The sequence below is a fragment of the Streptomyces sp. NWU339 genome (assembly GCF_003143855.1).
Lineage (GTDB): Bacteria > Actinomycetota > Actinomycetes > Streptomycetales > Streptomycetaceae > Streptomyces.
On sequence record NZ_QFRK01000011.1, the window covers coordinates 1 to 13,553 of the forward strand.

The following is a 13,553-nucleotide window of genomic DNA, read 5'->3' on the forward strand; positions in this document are numbered from 1 at the left end:
GGGTGGTGGGGGTCGGGGGCGTTACGTTGTCGAAGGCCGCTGAGACGAGGTCGTGTTCGTCGGTGCGGGGTTCCGGGACGGAGGCCTCGGCCTTCGGCGTCGGCTCGGGTGTCGGTTCGGGGGAGGGGGACGGAAGCCTCGGGGCCGCTGAGGTGGCCGCGGCAGGCTCGTCGGTCCGATCGGGCGGCGTCGGGGTGGCCGCGGTCGCCTCGTCCGCACGGGCGGACTGTTCCGCACCGTCCGTTTCGGCGACCGGCGTCGCACCCTCCGCCTCTGCGGTGCTCGCCCTGCGTGACCGACCGAACGCGTTCCGCAGGAGAGTGAGAATGCCCATGTGCGCAACCCTTCGCATGAGTTGTAGCCCGTCAATCCCTGGCCAGGACGGACACGTAAGGTTAGCGGCCCTTGTGGGTGATCTTGGGTAGGGTCGGGTATCGGGCGTCGCACTTGTCAAGGGCGGCATCCGGCCCCGCACGGGCCCTCGTGCTGCGCTTCCGGCAACTCCCTTCATGCTGCCGCAGGTTCACTCTCCGTTCACTCCGGCGCCCGGCTGTCGCACATATGTGTCCCTATGGTCACGCTGACACCCCGGGTTTCCAAGGAGAGAACACGTGCGCAAGCTGCTGCCGTTGATCGGAACGCCGTCCGGTTCGCACCCCGGCGGCCGGTCCGCCATGACCTGTCGTTTCCGGTGTGGTGACGCCTGCTTCCACGAGGTGCCCAACACCAGCTCCAACGAGTACGTCGGTGACGTCATCTCCGACGCCCTCAGCCGCCGTTCGATGATGCGGGCCGCCGCCGCCGTCACGGTCGTCGCGGCCGGTGCCGGCGCCGTCAGCCTCGCCGGCGCCCCCGAGGCCCAGGCGGTGCCCGCGGCCGGAAAGGGCCACGGTCACGGCCACGGCAACAACAAGGCGAAGGGCGCCCGCGGCCTGCGGTTCACGCCGGTCCCGCCCAACACCGCCGACACCGTCACCGTCCCGGCGGGCTACGACCAGAACGTCGTCATCCGCTGGGGCGAGCCCATCCTGCGCGGAGCGCCCGCCTTCGATCCCGAGAACCAGACCGCCGTGGCGCAGGCCGGGCAGTTCGGATACAACGTCGACTTCCTCGCGCTGCTCCCCCTCAAGGGTGAGCGCGGCCGGCAGGTGCTCGTGGCCAACCACGAGTACACCGACGAGATCCTCATGTTCCGCGACTACGACTCCGAGAACCCCACCCGTGAGCAGGTGGAGATCGCCTGGGCCGCGCACGGGCTCGCGGCGGTCGTCGTCGAGGAGGACAAGAAGAGCGGCAAGCTGACGCCCGTCACCCGGCACCACCTCAACCGGCGTCTCACGGTCACCTCCGAGTTCCGCCTGACCGGCCCCGTCGCCGGGTCCGACCTGGTGAAGACCTCCGTCGACCCGAGCGGCACCAAGGTGCTCGGCACCCTCAACAACTGCGCCGGCGGCACGACCCCGTGGGGCACCACGCTGCACGCCGAGGAGAACTTCAACCAGTACTTCGCCAACGGCAGCAGCGCCACCGACAAGCGGTACGGCATCGGCACCGGCGCCACCGACCGCAAGTGGGAGCGCTTCGACAAGCGCTTCGACCTCGCGCAGGAGCCCAACGAGGTGCACCGTTTCGGGTACGTCGTGGAACTCGACCCGTACGACCCGGACTCCACCCCGCGCAAGCGCACCGCGCTCGGCCGGTTCAAGCACGAGGCCGCGACCGTGCGGCTGACGCACGACGGTCGGCCGGTCATCTACTCCGGTGACGACGAGCGGTTCGACTACTTCTACAAGTTCGTCGGCAGCAAGGCGATGAAGAACGGCAACAGCCGCTCCGCGCGCGAACACAACCTCACGCTGCTCGACGAGGGCACCCTGTACGTCGCCAAGCTCACCGGTAACTCCCCCGCCATCGAGATCGACGGCACCGGCAAGCTTCCGAAGGACGGCGAGTTCGACGGCAGCGGTCAGTGGATCCCGCTGGCCACCGCCACCGCCGACGGTGCCGTCTCGCACGTCGAGGGCATGACCGCCGAGGAGGTCTTCGTCTTCACGCGCCTCGCCGGCGACAAGGTGGGCGCCACCAAGATGGACCGGCCCGAGGACATCGAGCCCAACCCGGTCACCGGCAAGGTGTACGTGGCCCTCACCAACAACTCCCGGCGCGGTGTCGACGCCAACCCCAAGGCGGACGAGGCCAACCCGCGCAACGCCAACAAGCACGGCCACATCCTGGAGCTGACCGAGCGCTGGAACCGGCCGGAGAGCACGAAGTTCGCCTGGTCGCTGTTCCTGGTGGCGGGCGACCCGCAGGACCCGGCGACGTACTTCGCCGGTTTCCCCAAGGAATCCGTCAGCCCCATCTCCTGCCCGGACAACGTCGCCTTCGACGCCCACGGCAACCTGTGGATCTCCACCGACGGCAACGCCCTCGGCTCGCACGACGGCCTCTTCGGCGTCGCCACGCGCGGTGACCGGCGCGGTGAGCTGAAGCAGTTCCTGACCGTGCCGAGGGGCGCGGAGACCTGCGGCCCGATCATCCAGGACCGGCGCGTGCTGATCGCCGTGCAGCACCCGGGCGAGGTGGACGGGGCGTCGGTCGACAACCCGGGCAGCACCTGGCCCGACGGACCCGGCACGTACGTCCGGCCGTCCGTGGTCGCCGTGTGGCGTGCCGACGGGCAGGACATCGGCGTCTGACGCCGACGCCGGCGGACATCGCGCCGGCGGACACCGGTACGCACACGGCCGGGGTGCGGGCTCCCGCGGGAGCCCGCACCCCGGCCGTCTCCGGGCGCGGTGGGGCCGGGTCCGGGTCAGCCGCCGCGGTGCAGCGTCAGGTCGACGACCAGCGCGCGGTGGTCGGTGTCGGCGAGGTCGAGGAAGCGGGCCCGGTCCGCGGCGAACCGCTCGGACACCAGCACGTGGTCGATCTGGGCGCCGAACGTCGGAGTGGTCCTGGCCGGCCAGGTCGGAATCCGGTACGAGCCGTCCAGCCGGGCGGCGTCGCTGAGACCCGTGTCGAGGATGCGCCGGAAGGCGGCGTGGTCCTGGGAGGCGTTGAAGTCCCCGGCGAGCACCGTCGGGGTCGTCCGGTCCGCGGCGGCCGCGTCGCGCAGCCTGCCGAGCTCGCGCTGCCAGACGTCCACCTGGCCGGGGAGCGGCGGCATGGGGTGGGCGAGCTGGAGCCGTACCGCGTGCCCGTCGACGTCGGCGACGGCGCCGGGCATGCCCATGGTGCCGGGGACGCCGTCGGTGTCCTTGAGCGGGAAGCGGCTGAGGATGACGGAGCCCTCGGAGCCGCCGCCCGCCACGGCCCGCCGGTGCGGATAGGCGGCCGCCAGTTCCCGCTTCAGCACCGCGTCGCAGGTGTACTCGCACTCCTGGACGAACACCAGGTCGGGTTTCTCCCGGAGCACGGCGTCGACCAGCCCTTCGGCGGCCCGGCCGAACTCGACGTTGGAGGTCATGACCCGCAGCTCGGCGACGGGGGGCCCGGCGGGCGCGCCGGTCTTCCCGTACGGCTCGATGAACCAGGCCAGCAGCCCGAGCAGGGCGACGCCCCACACCGCGCCGGTCCACCACCGGGCGAGCACGGTGCACAGCAGCCCGGCGGCGGTGGGGACGAGCAGCCAGGGCAGGAACGCGAGCAGCTGGGGAACCGGGGTGACGCCGTCGGTGCCGACGGTCCGGCAGCCGACGACGGCGCTCACCCCGGCGAAGAGCAGCGCCGCGCACCACGCGCCGGACCGCCGCCCGCCGCCGCGGCGTCCGGCGCCGTCCTCGGTGGCCGCCCACTCGGCAGTCGCAGTGTCCAACGTCCGGCCTTCCGCTCGCGGGTGGGATGCACCGGGATGCACGGAGATCCTCCCTCAAGGACGAGGGCGCACGACGGGAGGTTGCGGCGATCCGCGCTCAGACCCGCGCCCGGGGCGGGGCGGCCGTGGGAGGTGCCGTCGTTCCGCGGAGCCGCGGGGCACGGCTGCCGTGCCGGGCGGTGCGACGACCGCGGAGCCCGGTCAGCCAGGCGGCGAGGGCCATCGCCAGGCCCAGCGCGAGCAACAGCCAGGACGCGGGGCGCAACGTGGCGGTGAGGGCGTCGTACACCGCGCCCGCCGCGGGGCGGTGGGCCCGCTCGGGCAGGTCGGCCAGGGTGAGGTGACGGCCGATGACGACGGCGACGGCGAGCAGACCACCACCCAGCGCGATGCCGAGCCCGGTCGCGGTGACCGCGCGGCGGCGGCGGACGGCGACGGCGATCCCGGCGACGGCCAGGACGACGGCCGCGGGCGGCAGCCAAAAGGCGGCGGCGGCCAGGACGCGGTACCCCTGCCGGAGCCCGGCCACCTCCCCCGCCGGCACCACCGCGACCTCGGTGTGCCGGACCGGGATGCGCTCGGCCCACGGCATGTGATCGGCGACGAGTCGCTGCTTCACCCGGGCGGTGACGGGCGCGAGGTCGACGGTGACCGGGCCGGGGGCCGCCCGCTCGTCGCGCAGGGCGTGCAGGACGGCGTCGTGGACGGCCCGGTTCCCCGCCTCCCACGCCGTGGCGAACGCCTCGGTGCGGGTGAACGAGCGGACCGCCTCCCGTACGAACGGCTCGAACGTGCTGCGCGCCGGCCCCGGGTCCAGCTTCCGCAGGACCTCGTCCCCGACGGCCCCGGCGACCGCGTCGCGTACGCCGGGGTCGGCTGCCAGCGGCGCCATCGTGTCGACGTACCGTCCGGTGTCGGCCAGCCCGTACACCGCCCAGGCCGCGAGCGCGCCGCAGGGCGCGAGCAGGCACGCCAGGGCGAGGAGCGCCGCCGACAGGGCGTTGCGCAGGCGTGCGGCGCTCGGTTCGCGGCGGGGCGCTTCGGCGGCGGGAGGCATCTCTCCAGCCAAGGTGCCGGGGGCCGGACGCGCGAGCGCGGGGCGGGCATCCGGAGTACCCGGATGCCCGGAGTGCTCGGATCACCCGCCCCGTGCCCGGCGCCCGCGATGCCGGACCGGAGGCAGCGGCGGAGGGGCCGGCGGCCGCCGAGAAGGAGGCCGCCGGGGCGGACGAGGAGGCCGCGTCACTCGATGCGGTGGCCCTTCGCGTCCTCGTGCGTGTAGTAGCGGTAGAACGCGAACACGAAGACGAACGCCGCGGCCGCCACCCCCAGCGCCGCCGACCGCAGCACGCTCGTGTCGGACTGGTTGACGAGGAAGCCGACCGCGATGCCGGAGAAGGCGCCCCACAGCGCCGCGTGCACTTCGCGGGGCAGCTTCGGCGCGACGCTCAGCAGGGCCGCGCACAGGACGGCGAACACCAGCGCGGTGACGAACCCGAACAGGATGTTCCCACCGGTGACGGGCCCGCCGTGGCGGGCGTTGGCCGCCGCCCAGTAGCCGTAGACGAGCCCGAGGACGACGGGCACCGCCAGCCTGGCGACGCCGTGGGCACGCTCGCTGAAGAGGCGGATCGTGCCGGGCCGCCCGCTCGCGGTCCTGGGTCCGGGTGCCGCATGAGTCATGAGAGCGCTCCTCTTCCTCAGCTTCCCCTGAATGGGCTTCCCCTCGCTTCCTCCTCCAGAGCACACCGGTACGGGGCCGTCGGCAAGTCGGCGTACCGACCGGATGCGTGCTGTGCGGCCGCGTGCTTCGCTGGGGCGGTGCGCCAGGGCAGCAGGGGACACGACCGGTACTCCCGAGCCGGTCGCGGGGATGCCGTGCACCGGTACGAACTGCTGCGGGTACGGGGACGCGGTGTCGCCTGGGTGCCGCCGCTCCTGCTGCTGGTCGTCATCGCGGTGGCCGACTACCACACCGGCGGAGAGTTCCGGATCATCTCCTGGATCGTGCTGGTGCCGGGCATCGCCGCCGCGATCTGCGGGGTGTGGGGCACGGCCGTGTTCGCGGCGCTCGCGATCGGCACCTTCTCGGCCGTCGACAGCGCCTGGCCGCGCGAGTTCCAGACGGGGCTGCCCGATTTCATCCTCGTCACCGTCGGTGGTGTCCTGGCGACGCTGGCGTGCGCGGTCCGGGTGCGCGGTGAGCGGCGCGCGCTGTACATGCGGGACGTGGCCGACACGGTCCGCCGCACGGTGCTGCGCCCCCTGCCGCCGCTCTGGGGCGGCCTGGAGCACGCGGGCGTCTACCTCAGCCCGGAGGTCGGTGCCCGGGTCGGCGGTGACTTCTACGACATCCAGCCGGGTCCGTACGGCACCCGGGTCCTCGTCGGGGACGTCCAGGGCAAGGGGCTGGGCGCGGTCGAGACGGCGTCGGTGCTGCTCGGCACGTTCCGCGAGGCGGGCTGCCACGAGCCGCGGCTGACGACCGTCGCCGAGCGACTGGAGGAGCGGATGCTGTCTCACCGGGACTACACCAGGGCCCTCGGCCGGGCCGAGGTCGACCGCTTCGCCACCGCCGTGCTGCTGGGCTTCCCCGCGGCCTCCTCCGACACGGTGGAGACCGTCGTCTTCGGCCACGAACCGCCGCTGGTCGTGGGGCCCGGCAGCGTACGGTCGCTGCCCGTGACCGGTGCTCTTCCGCTGGGTCTGCGCGAGCTGGACCCCGCCCCGGTGCGCGTGCACCGGCTGCCGCTGGCCGCCGACGAGACGCTGCTGGTGGTCACCGACGGGGTGACCGAGGCGCGGGATGCCCACGGGGCGTTCTACCGGCTCGCCGAGGAGGTGGCGCGGGCGGTCACGCGGGATCCGGGCCTCGCCGAACCGGGCCGGCTGGTCGCCTTCGTGAGGGAGGGGACACTCCGGCACAGCGGCGGCCGGCTGACCGACGACACGACCGCCTTCGCCGTCCGTCGAATCCGCGCACCCGGGGGTGAACGCCCCGAAGGGGGACGTTCACGGATCTGAGCCCCCCGGCGGGAGCCATAGCGGTTACGGTGCTGGTCTGGGTGATCGACGGGCCGATCGCAGGCCGATCGACAGGGTGATCGACAGAGGGAGGGAATCGTGTCAGGGACCACGCCCGGGACCGTGCTGCTGCTGGCGGCCTCGCCGCTGGGACGGGGGCGGCTGGTGGACGCGGCGTCGGTGCTCCCCGTCCTCGCGGCCGTACCGCCCGCCGTGCTGTCCGGCACGGACACCGCGAACGTCGTCGAACTCGCCGACCCGCTCGAGCCGCAGGCCGTCCTGACCCGGCTGCGCGCCGCCGCGACCGCTCCCGGACCGCTCACCGTGTACGTCACCGGACAGTTGCTGCTCGACCGCCGCCAGCGCCTGCCCCATCTGGCACTGGCCCGCACCACCGCGTCGACCGCGCGCTACACGGCGTTCCCGTGGCACTGGTTCCGGGAGGAGTTGCGGCTGCGGCCCCCGGGCGCCACGACGTTGATCCTCGACCTGTACGCGGACCCGGAGGCCTGGCAGGCACTGTGCTCCCCGCAGGCACCGGGCTCCCCGCAGACACCCCGGTTGCTGCCCCACCAGCAGTCCGTCCCGCGGGACCCGGTGCCGCCTGTACTCGACTCCGGCCGTGACACCGCCGTGTACGGCCGTGTCGCGCCGCCGCCCTCCCGTCGTACGGTCGCGGTGCCGGTGTACATGAAGGCGGTCGCGACGCTGCTGCGCAGCGGACGGCGCCCGTCGGACGAGGAACTGCACCAGCAGGCGCTGACCCGGGTCGCCGCGGAGAGCGCGCACCCCGGTCTGGTACTGGCGCGGCGCGGGTCCGGGCCCGCCCCGGGGGACCCGCACGCGGCCATCACGGCGGCCGTACGGTCCGGCCGCCACGCGGACGCCGACGCGCTCGCCGCGCGGCACGAGCACAGTGCCGTCCTCGCGTACGGGCCCGCCTCCGAGGAGGCGCTGCACTGGGCCGAGGTCCGTGCCGATCTGGCGATGCTGGCCGGGGACGCGGCGCTCAGCTGCCGTACCTGGCTGACGGTGGCCGCCGCACGGCTGAACACCGGCCAGGCGGTGGACGCCTCCGTTGTCGAAATGGCCGTGGACCGGGCGCACCACCAGTGGGGCCGGATCGAAGACCCGGTACGGGCTCGTGAACTCGGCCTGCGGCTGGCGGAGTTGCGCGCCCGCGTGCCCGGACGGCAGCAGGGGGCCCTGGACCACGTGCGGCGGCAGCTGAGCCAGCTGCAGACGCAGAACTGAAGAGCCCGCACGGTGGTGAGGCACGGCTGAGACGGCTCCTGCCGGAGGAGCGAGCGGCCCCGGGGCGCCCCCGGGGCCGGTCCGGCGGATCATGCCGCAGACGCGGGGTCCGGCACGCCCTTCCCCAAGCCCTTCGAGCAGGGGGACCCCATGAGCAGGGGACCCCATGAGCGGGGCACCCCCATGAGCGGGGCACCCCATAGCCCCGCTCACCCGTGCTGATGAGGCGCCGTCGATTTTCTGCGCCCTGCTCCGTCGGCCAGGCCCTAGCGGACCGCGGCCTCCACCGGGGCCGTGGTGCGCTGCTCCGACTCCTCGACGTGGGTGGTCTTGGCCGGGCCCGCGTTGGCTGCCAGGACCAGTGCGGCGACCGCGGCGACGGCCGCGACGAAGCCTCTGGCGTAACGCCTGGCGGTGCGAATGCGTTCCAGCACGGCGACCTCGCAACAACGACGGGTTAAGCGGGTTTAATCCGCGGTTTAACCTAGGGGCTGTCGGTCTCGAACGGCAAGAGGCACAGGGGGAGTTGGTGGTGGGGGAGCGTGACGATCCGGACATCATCGGGCGTCGGGTGCAGCGGCTGCGCGTGCAGCGCGGACTGACCCAGAAACAGCTGGCCGAGCCGGTGTACACCCCTGCCTACGTCTCCACGCTGGAGGCCGGACGGGTGCGGCCCTCCGACGACGCCCTGCGGCATCTCGCCGACCGGCTCGGAGTCACGTTCGACGAACTGGCGACCGGGCGTTCGGCGCGGCTCGTCACCGAGTTACGGTTCCGGCTGACCGAGGCCCAGCGCTCCCTCGCCCTCGGCGAGGCCGCGACGGCGGTGCGGCAGTACTCCGGGCTGCTCGCCGAGGCCGAGGCGCAGGGCCTCGCCGAGGAGCAGGCCGCCGCGCTGCTCGGGCTCGGCGAGTGCGCACTGGAGGCCGGTGAACTGGAGCCCGGCCGCGAGTACTTCGAACGGGCGGAGAAACGTCTCGCCGACGCCCCGCTGCCGGCCCGGGTGCCGGCGCTGCGCGGACGGGCCGTCGCGCACTACCTCGCGGGCGAACTCCGGTACGCGGTCTACCTGCTGGAGTCCACCATCGACGAGCTGAACCGGGCCGGGCTGCACGACCCGGACGCGCTGCTGCTGCTCTACGCCAGCGCGATCGGCCCGTACATGGACATGGGCGCACACGCGCGTGCCGCCCAGGCGGCGGAGCTCGCACTGACGCTCGCCCCGCAGGCCGGTGACCCGGCGCTGGTGGCGCGCATGCACCGGTCGGTGGCCCGCACCCTGCTCGCCGAGGGCCGGATCGCCGAGGCCGACGCCTCGCTGGCCAAGGCGGCCGAGCTGTACCGCGGGCTGCACTTGCGTACGGAGCTCGCCAACTGCCACTGGATGCGCGGGTACGTGTATGCGCAGAACGGTGAACTCGAGCTTGCGGAAGGGGAGTTACGTCAGGCGTTGGAGATGCTGTCGGCCTCCCGTGCCGTCCTCTACAGCAGTCAGGTCACCGTGGAGCTGGCCGACGTACTGCACCGGCGCGGAAGTTCGCGGGAAGCGGCCGCCCTGCTGCGGGACGTGCTCGGCGGCCTCTCCCCCGAACGGGGCGCGGTGCACGCGGCGGCGGCGCACCGGCTGCTCGGCATCATCGCCGAGGACGTGCGCGACCCCGAGCAGGCCGAGGAGCACTACGTCCGCGCGATGAGCCTGCTGGAGCGGGCGGGGGCGGCCGGCGACCTGGCCGACCTGTGCCGCCTCCTCGGCGACCTGCTCCGCCGCACCGGCCGCGTCGAGGCCGCCCTGGACGCCTACCGCACCGGTCTCGGCCACCGCACGGCCCCGGGCACCACGACCCTGGGACCGGCCCCGGCCCAGCCACCGGTCTGAACACGAGCCCGAAGCCGAAACCCTTCGGAAGCGCAGCCCCCGCCGCCTAAGCTGCCGGAATGGACATAGCCGTGCCCTTCCTCATCGTGTTCCTCGGCATCATCACCATCAAGATCGAGATCTCCCGGGCCGACCGCCGTGCCGCCCGTCTCGAACGCAAGCTCGACCTCGTACTCGAGCACCTGGACCTGCACGAGGAGGTCCCGCGCCGGGAGGAGATCGTCGCGCTCGTGCGGGAAGGCAAGAGGATCCAGGCGGTCAAGGCCTACCGCGAGGCCACCGGAGCGGGTCTGGCCGAGGCCAAGCAGGCCGTGGACCGTCTGGGCTGAGCGGCGCCGGGTGACCGGAACCGCGGTCAGACCTCCGCGCGCCCCTGCTTCCTGATCTCCGTCAACCGGTCCGCCCCGAACTCCGCGATCACCTGGGTGAGTTCGGACAGGACCTCGCCGAATCCGCCGTTGGTGAGGGTGATGGTGTCCTCCCCGATGCGGACCACCGCGACGTCCAGGGTGAGATGCGTCGACTCCCCGTCGGGCGCCTTGCCGGTCATGCTGACCCGCAACGCCTGCCGCGCGTCCCCGACCTCCGGCAGCCGCAACGCGTCGACCTCGGTCTCCTGCACGCCGTCCCGCTTGGTCGTCGCCTTGAACTTCCCGCACTTGTCCGGCAGTCCGCCGAGCCACTTCAGTGTGCGGTCCACGTCGGCGGGCCGGTACGCGGCGACCTGGTAGCGCAGTTGGGCGCCGTTGTAGGCGTCGTCCAGGGCGACCACGGCCCGCGGTCCGGTCGGCGTGCCGAACAGCTCCTCGGTGTAGAGGACGTCGAGCAGGCGCCGGCAGTCGGCGTCCTTCGTGCTCGCCTTGAGCAGCCCGTCCCGCCAGGTCGCCGCGCCCCGCGTCGGCACCCAGGGCTGTCCCAGGTCCGTCTCCGTGATCAGTGCGGCCCGGACCTGTTCCTCGCTCAGCCCGGCGTCGGGCGGTGACGCGGAGGGCTGCTCGACGGCCGGCGCGGCGGAGGACGCCGGGGCGGAGACGGACGACGGCACCACCGTTCCGGGCCCGTCCTGCCCGCCGACGGAACAGGCGGCCGTGGCCAGCAGCGCGGACACCGACAGAGCGGAGGCGAGGAGGGCGCGGGCGGCGGCCTGGGCGTGCGTCATCGGGGTGCCTCCTGGTGGAGCCGGGCTGCGGCGGTGTTCTGCTCGCCCAGGGTCGGGACGTGCTCTTACGGCACCACCGAGCCGCCCGCCCCACCAGCGCGGCGGTCCGTCCGGGTGAGCGCGCGGGGGAAACCGTCCCTGCCCCCTTCGCGGCTCCTCTGTGTCACCTTTGTGTTCCCTTCCCGTCCGTGGTTTCCGCCCGTGGTTCCCGCCCGTGGTTCCCGTCCCTGGCTCTTCCCCGACCCCGCCCCGAAGGAGTCCGCGCCGTGCCGAACGGTCTGCCCATCCCGGTGATCATCGACTGCGACACGGGTGTCGACGACGCCCTGGCGCTGCTGTTCGCCGTCCGCCACCCGGGGATCGACCTGCGCGCGGTGACCTGCGTGGCCGGCAACACGGACGTGGACGGCGTCGTCCGCAACACGCTCACCGTGCTGGAACAGGCGGGCGCGCCCGGCATTCCGGTCGCCCGGGGCGCCGAGCGCCCGCTGATCGAGGCGCCGCGTTCCGCACGGCACGTCCACGGCCACGACGGGATGGGCGACCTCGGCCTGCCCGCCCCGCGGCGCCTCCCGGCGGACGTGGACGCGGTGGCCCTGCTGCGCCGCGAGATCCTCGCCTCCCCGCGCCCGGTCACCCTGGTGCCCACCGCCCCGCAGACCAACATCGCGCTGCTGCTGCGGACACATCCCGAGGTCACCCGCAACATCGAGCGGATCGTGTTCATGGGCGGCGCGGCGGGCGCCGGCAACGCCACCCCGGTGGCCGAGTTCAACGTCTGGCACGATCCGGAGGCCGCCGCGATCCTGCTCACCGCGGGGGTGCCGATCACGATGTACGGCCTGGACGTGTTCCACCGGGTCGTCGTCCCGGCGGTCGAGGTGCGCAGGCTGCGCGCGAGCACCGAACCGGGCGCCCGGCTGGCCGGTGACCTGCTGGCCCACCGGCCCGCGACACCCGGCAGCGCCCCCGAGGACCCCACCGAGGAAGCGGGCGGGCTCGGCGACGCGGGTGCGCTGTGCGCGGTCGTCGATCCGGAGGGCCTGACCACCCACCGGCTCCCCGTCGAGGTCTCCCTGGGCCCCGGCCCGGCCCGCGGTCAGACCGTGGTCGACCGCCGCCCCCGGATCGGCGAGTCCGAACTGCACGAGGGCACGCGCGAGCAGTGCCTGGTGGACGTCGGGCTGGACGTGGACGTACGGCGCTACGTGCGGCTCTACCTGGCGACCGTGGAGGGAGGAGGGGCCGGAGCGCGGCGGTAGGCCCGCCGTCCGCCCCGGACCCGAACGCCCGGCCCGCGGGGGACGGGCCGGGCGTGTACGCGGGTGCTACCGGTTACTGGCCGTTGGTGCTGGTGCCGGTGCGCTTGCGGCGGGTGACCACGACGAGCGCCGCGCCGCCCGCCAGCAGAACCGCCGCGCCGATCGCGAACGGGCCGGTGTTGCCGTCGGCGCCGGTCTCCGCGAGGTTGTCGCTGCCGCCGTTCGGCGAGACACCCGGTTCGGTGGCCGGCTCGGAGGGGGACTGGTCGGGCGCGTCGGTGCCGGGCGTCGTGGACGGCTCGCCCGGCGTCCCGGAGGCCGGCGCGGTGGTGTCCTCGGCGGGCTCCGACGGCTCCGACGGCTTCGACGGCTCCGGTGCGGAGGTGGACGGCTCGGGGGCCGGCTCCTCGGCCGGGGTGTCGGCGGTGCAGTCCTTCGTGCCGCCGTTCCAGGCCGCGATCAGCTTGTCCTTGATGACCGGACGGTCCGGCCCCTTCGGCAGCTCACCGTGCTCGAAGCCGTCGTTCGCGTCCAGCTTGCCGTCGAACTTCACGGCGCCCCGGTAGAGGTCGATCTGCGCGAAGCAGCCCTTGTCCGGGACGGCGATGTCGAGGGAATCGGTCGTGCCGGGCTTGACCGTCACCGTGTCGAAGTCGACGAAGACCTGCTCGCCGGAGGAGGCGAAGGTGGCGCCGTGCGCCAGGTAGGAGGCGAGCGAGGCGGTGCAGGTGGACGCGTCACCGGCGGTGCGGACCTCGATGTGGACCTTGCCGTCCTCGCTGGGCCGCAGGTTCTGGTCGTCGACCTTGACGGAGTCGAAGAAGTTCTTGCCGTCGAGCGAGAACTGGCAGCGGTCGGTCTCGGTGACCGTGCCGGCACCGGTACCCGGCCGGTAGTCGCCGCCCGACTTCCAGCCGTCCCCGCCGGGAGAGCCGTGGGCGGAGGCGGAGGTCGCGGCGACGGTGGTGGCCGCGCAGAGGGCGAGGGTCGCGGCGCCCGTCCCCAGCAGGCGGCGGGTGAGGACACGTCTCGCTATGGACATGCGGATCCCATTCTTGGCGTGTGCCGGAGACCGGGGCACGGCGGCAGGGCAGCAGGGCAGCACGCGGCGGCCGGCCGTCCCGGGCATGAGTGGTCGAAGAAACACGAGGCTCATTGGTC

Annotated in this window: 12 protein-coding genes and 1 pseudogene; 6 read left to right on the forward strand and 7 right to left on the reverse strand. The window is 73.6% G+C overall.

The genetic code is table 11. The features are described from left to right. Nucleotides 1-334 (reverse strand): annotated as a pseudogene (locus tag DIZ27_RS46500) (Toxic cation resistance protein); the annotation flags it as partial. Between the two features lie 277 nt (nt 335-611). Here DIZ27_RS46500 and DIZ27_RS15575 point away from each other — a divergent pair. Then, a complete protein-coding gene (locus tag DIZ27_RS15575) occupies nt 612-2,699 on the forward strand; it encodes a PhoX family phosphatase (RefSeq protein WP_109379015.1) in 2,088 nt (695 codons plus the stop codon). Nucleotides 2,700-2,815: 116 nt separating this feature from the next. Here DIZ27_RS15575 and DIZ27_RS15580 read toward each other — a convergent pair whose 3' ends face one another. The 3 genes from DIZ27_RS15580 to DIZ27_RS15590 all read right to left on the reverse strand — a co-directional run bounded on the left by DIZ27_RS15580 (nt 2,816) and on the right by DIZ27_RS15590 (nt 5,500). Continuing rightward, the gene (locus DIZ27_RS15580) at nt 2,816-3,817 is read right to left on the reverse strand and encodes an endonuclease/exonuclease/phosphatase family protein (protein ID WP_109379016.1); all 1,002 of its coding nucleotides are present in this window, start codon (nt 3,815-3,817) and stop codon (nt 2,816-2,818) included. 97 nt (nt 3,818-3,914) lie between these two features. Continuing rightward, nucleotides 3,915-4,874: a hypothetical protein gene (locus tag DIZ27_RS15585; protein ID WP_258308388.1), complete on the reverse strand. Its 960-nt coding sequence runs from the start codon at nt 4,872-4,874 to the stop codon at nt 3,915-3,917. A 185-nt stretch (nt 4,875-5,059) separates the two neighbouring features. Continuing rightward, on the reverse strand, nt 5,060-5,500 hold the full coding sequence (locus DIZ27_RS15590; RefSeq protein ID WP_109379017.1) for a hypothetical protein: 441 nt from the start codon (nt 5,498-5,500) through the stop codon (nt 5,060-5,062). Nucleotides 5,501-5,638: 138 nt separating this feature from the next. Here DIZ27_RS15590 and DIZ27_RS15595 point away from each other — a divergent pair, with 138 nt between their 5' ends. Both DIZ27_RS15595 and DIZ27_RS15600 read left to right on the forward strand, forming a co-directional pair. Further along, nucleotides 5,639-6,841 carry a PP2C family protein-serine/threonine phosphatase gene (locus DIZ27_RS15595; RefSeq protein WP_258308389.1) on the forward strand — a complete coding sequence of 401 codons (1,203 nt, stop codon included), beginning with the start codon at nt 5,639-5,641 and terminating at the stop codon, nt 6,839-6,841. A 99-nt stretch (nt 6,842-6,940) separates the two neighbouring features. Then, on the forward strand, nt 6,941-8,095 hold the full coding sequence (locus DIZ27_RS15600; RefSeq protein WP_109379019.1) for a hypothetical protein: 1,155 nt from the start codon (nt 6,941-6,943) through the stop codon (nt 8,093-8,095). 266 nt (nt 8,096-8,361) lie between these two features. Here the strand turns inward: DIZ27_RS15600 and DIZ27_RS45745 are convergent, their stop codons facing one another. Beyond that, complete coding sequence (locus DIZ27_RS45745) at nt 8,362-8,529, reverse strand: hypothetical protein (RefSeq protein WP_181383541.1); 168 nt, start codon at nt 8,527-8,529, stop codon at nt 8,362-8,364. A 98-nt stretch (nt 8,530-8,627) separates the two neighbouring features. Here DIZ27_RS45745 and DIZ27_RS15605 point away from each other — a divergent pair, with 98 nt between their 5' ends. Both DIZ27_RS15605 and DIZ27_RS15610 read left to right on the forward strand, forming a co-directional pair. Next, nucleotides 8,628-9,971 (forward strand): helix-turn-helix transcriptional regulator, encoded by a 1,344-nt coding sequence (locus DIZ27_RS15605; RefSeq protein ID WP_109379020.1) that lies wholly within the window; start codon nt 8,628-8,630, stop codon nt 9,969-9,971. 59 nt (nt 9,972-10,030) lie between these two features. After that, complete coding sequence (locus tag DIZ27_RS15610) at nt 10,031-10,300, forward strand: hypothetical protein (RefSeq protein WP_109379021.1); 270 nt, start codon at nt 10,031-10,033, stop codon at nt 10,298-10,300. Between the two features lie 26 nt (nt 10,301-10,326). Here DIZ27_RS15610 and DIZ27_RS15615 read toward each other — a convergent pair whose 3' ends face one another. Then, entirely contained in the window at nt 10,327-11,130 is an 804-nt protein-coding gene (locus DIZ27_RS15615; RefSeq protein ID WP_109379022.1) for a hypothetical protein, read from the reverse strand. A 266-nt stretch (nt 11,131-11,396) separates the two neighbouring features. On the opposite strand from DIZ27_RS15615, the gene DIZ27_RS15620 reads away from it, so the two are divergent. Then, complete coding sequence (locus tag DIZ27_RS15620; RefSeq protein ID WP_109379023.1) at nt 11,397-12,392, forward strand: nucleoside hydrolase; 996 nt, start codon at nt 11,397-11,399, stop codon at nt 12,390-12,392. 73 nt (nt 12,393-12,465) lie between these two features. Here the strand turns inward: DIZ27_RS15620 and DIZ27_RS15625 are convergent, their stop codons facing one another. Continuing rightward, nucleotides 12,466-13,434, reverse strand: coding sequence for an LAETG motif-containing sortase-dependent surface protein (locus DIZ27_RS15625; protein WP_109379024.1), 969 nt, complete (start codon nt 13,432-13,434; stop codon nt 12,466-12,468). Between the last annotated feature and the right edge of the window lie 119 nt (nt 13,435-13,553).

Excerpts from the sequence above, each read along its gene's own strand:
- DIZ27_RS15590 (WP_109379017.1), bottom strand. The coding sequence starts at position 5,500 with ATGACTCATGCGGCACCCGGACCCAGGACCGCGAGCGGGCGGCCCGGC.
- DIZ27_RS15585 (WP_258308388.1), bottom strand. The coding sequence starts at position 4,874 with ATGCCTCCCGCCGCCGAAGCGCCCCGCCGCGAACCGAGCGCCGCACGC.
- DIZ27_RS15615 (WP_109379022.1), bottom strand. The coding sequence starts at position 11,130 with ATGACGCACGCCCAGGCCGCCGCCCGCGCCCTCCTCGCCTCCGCTCTG.
- DIZ27_RS15610 (WP_109379021.1), top strand. The coding sequence starts at position 10,031 with ATGGACATAGCCGTGCCCTTCCTCATCGTGTTCCTCGGCATCATCACC.
- DIZ27_RS15625 (WP_109379024.1), bottom strand. The coding sequence starts at position 13,434 with ATGTCCATAGCGAGACGTGTCCTCACCCGCCGCCTGCTGGGGACGGGC.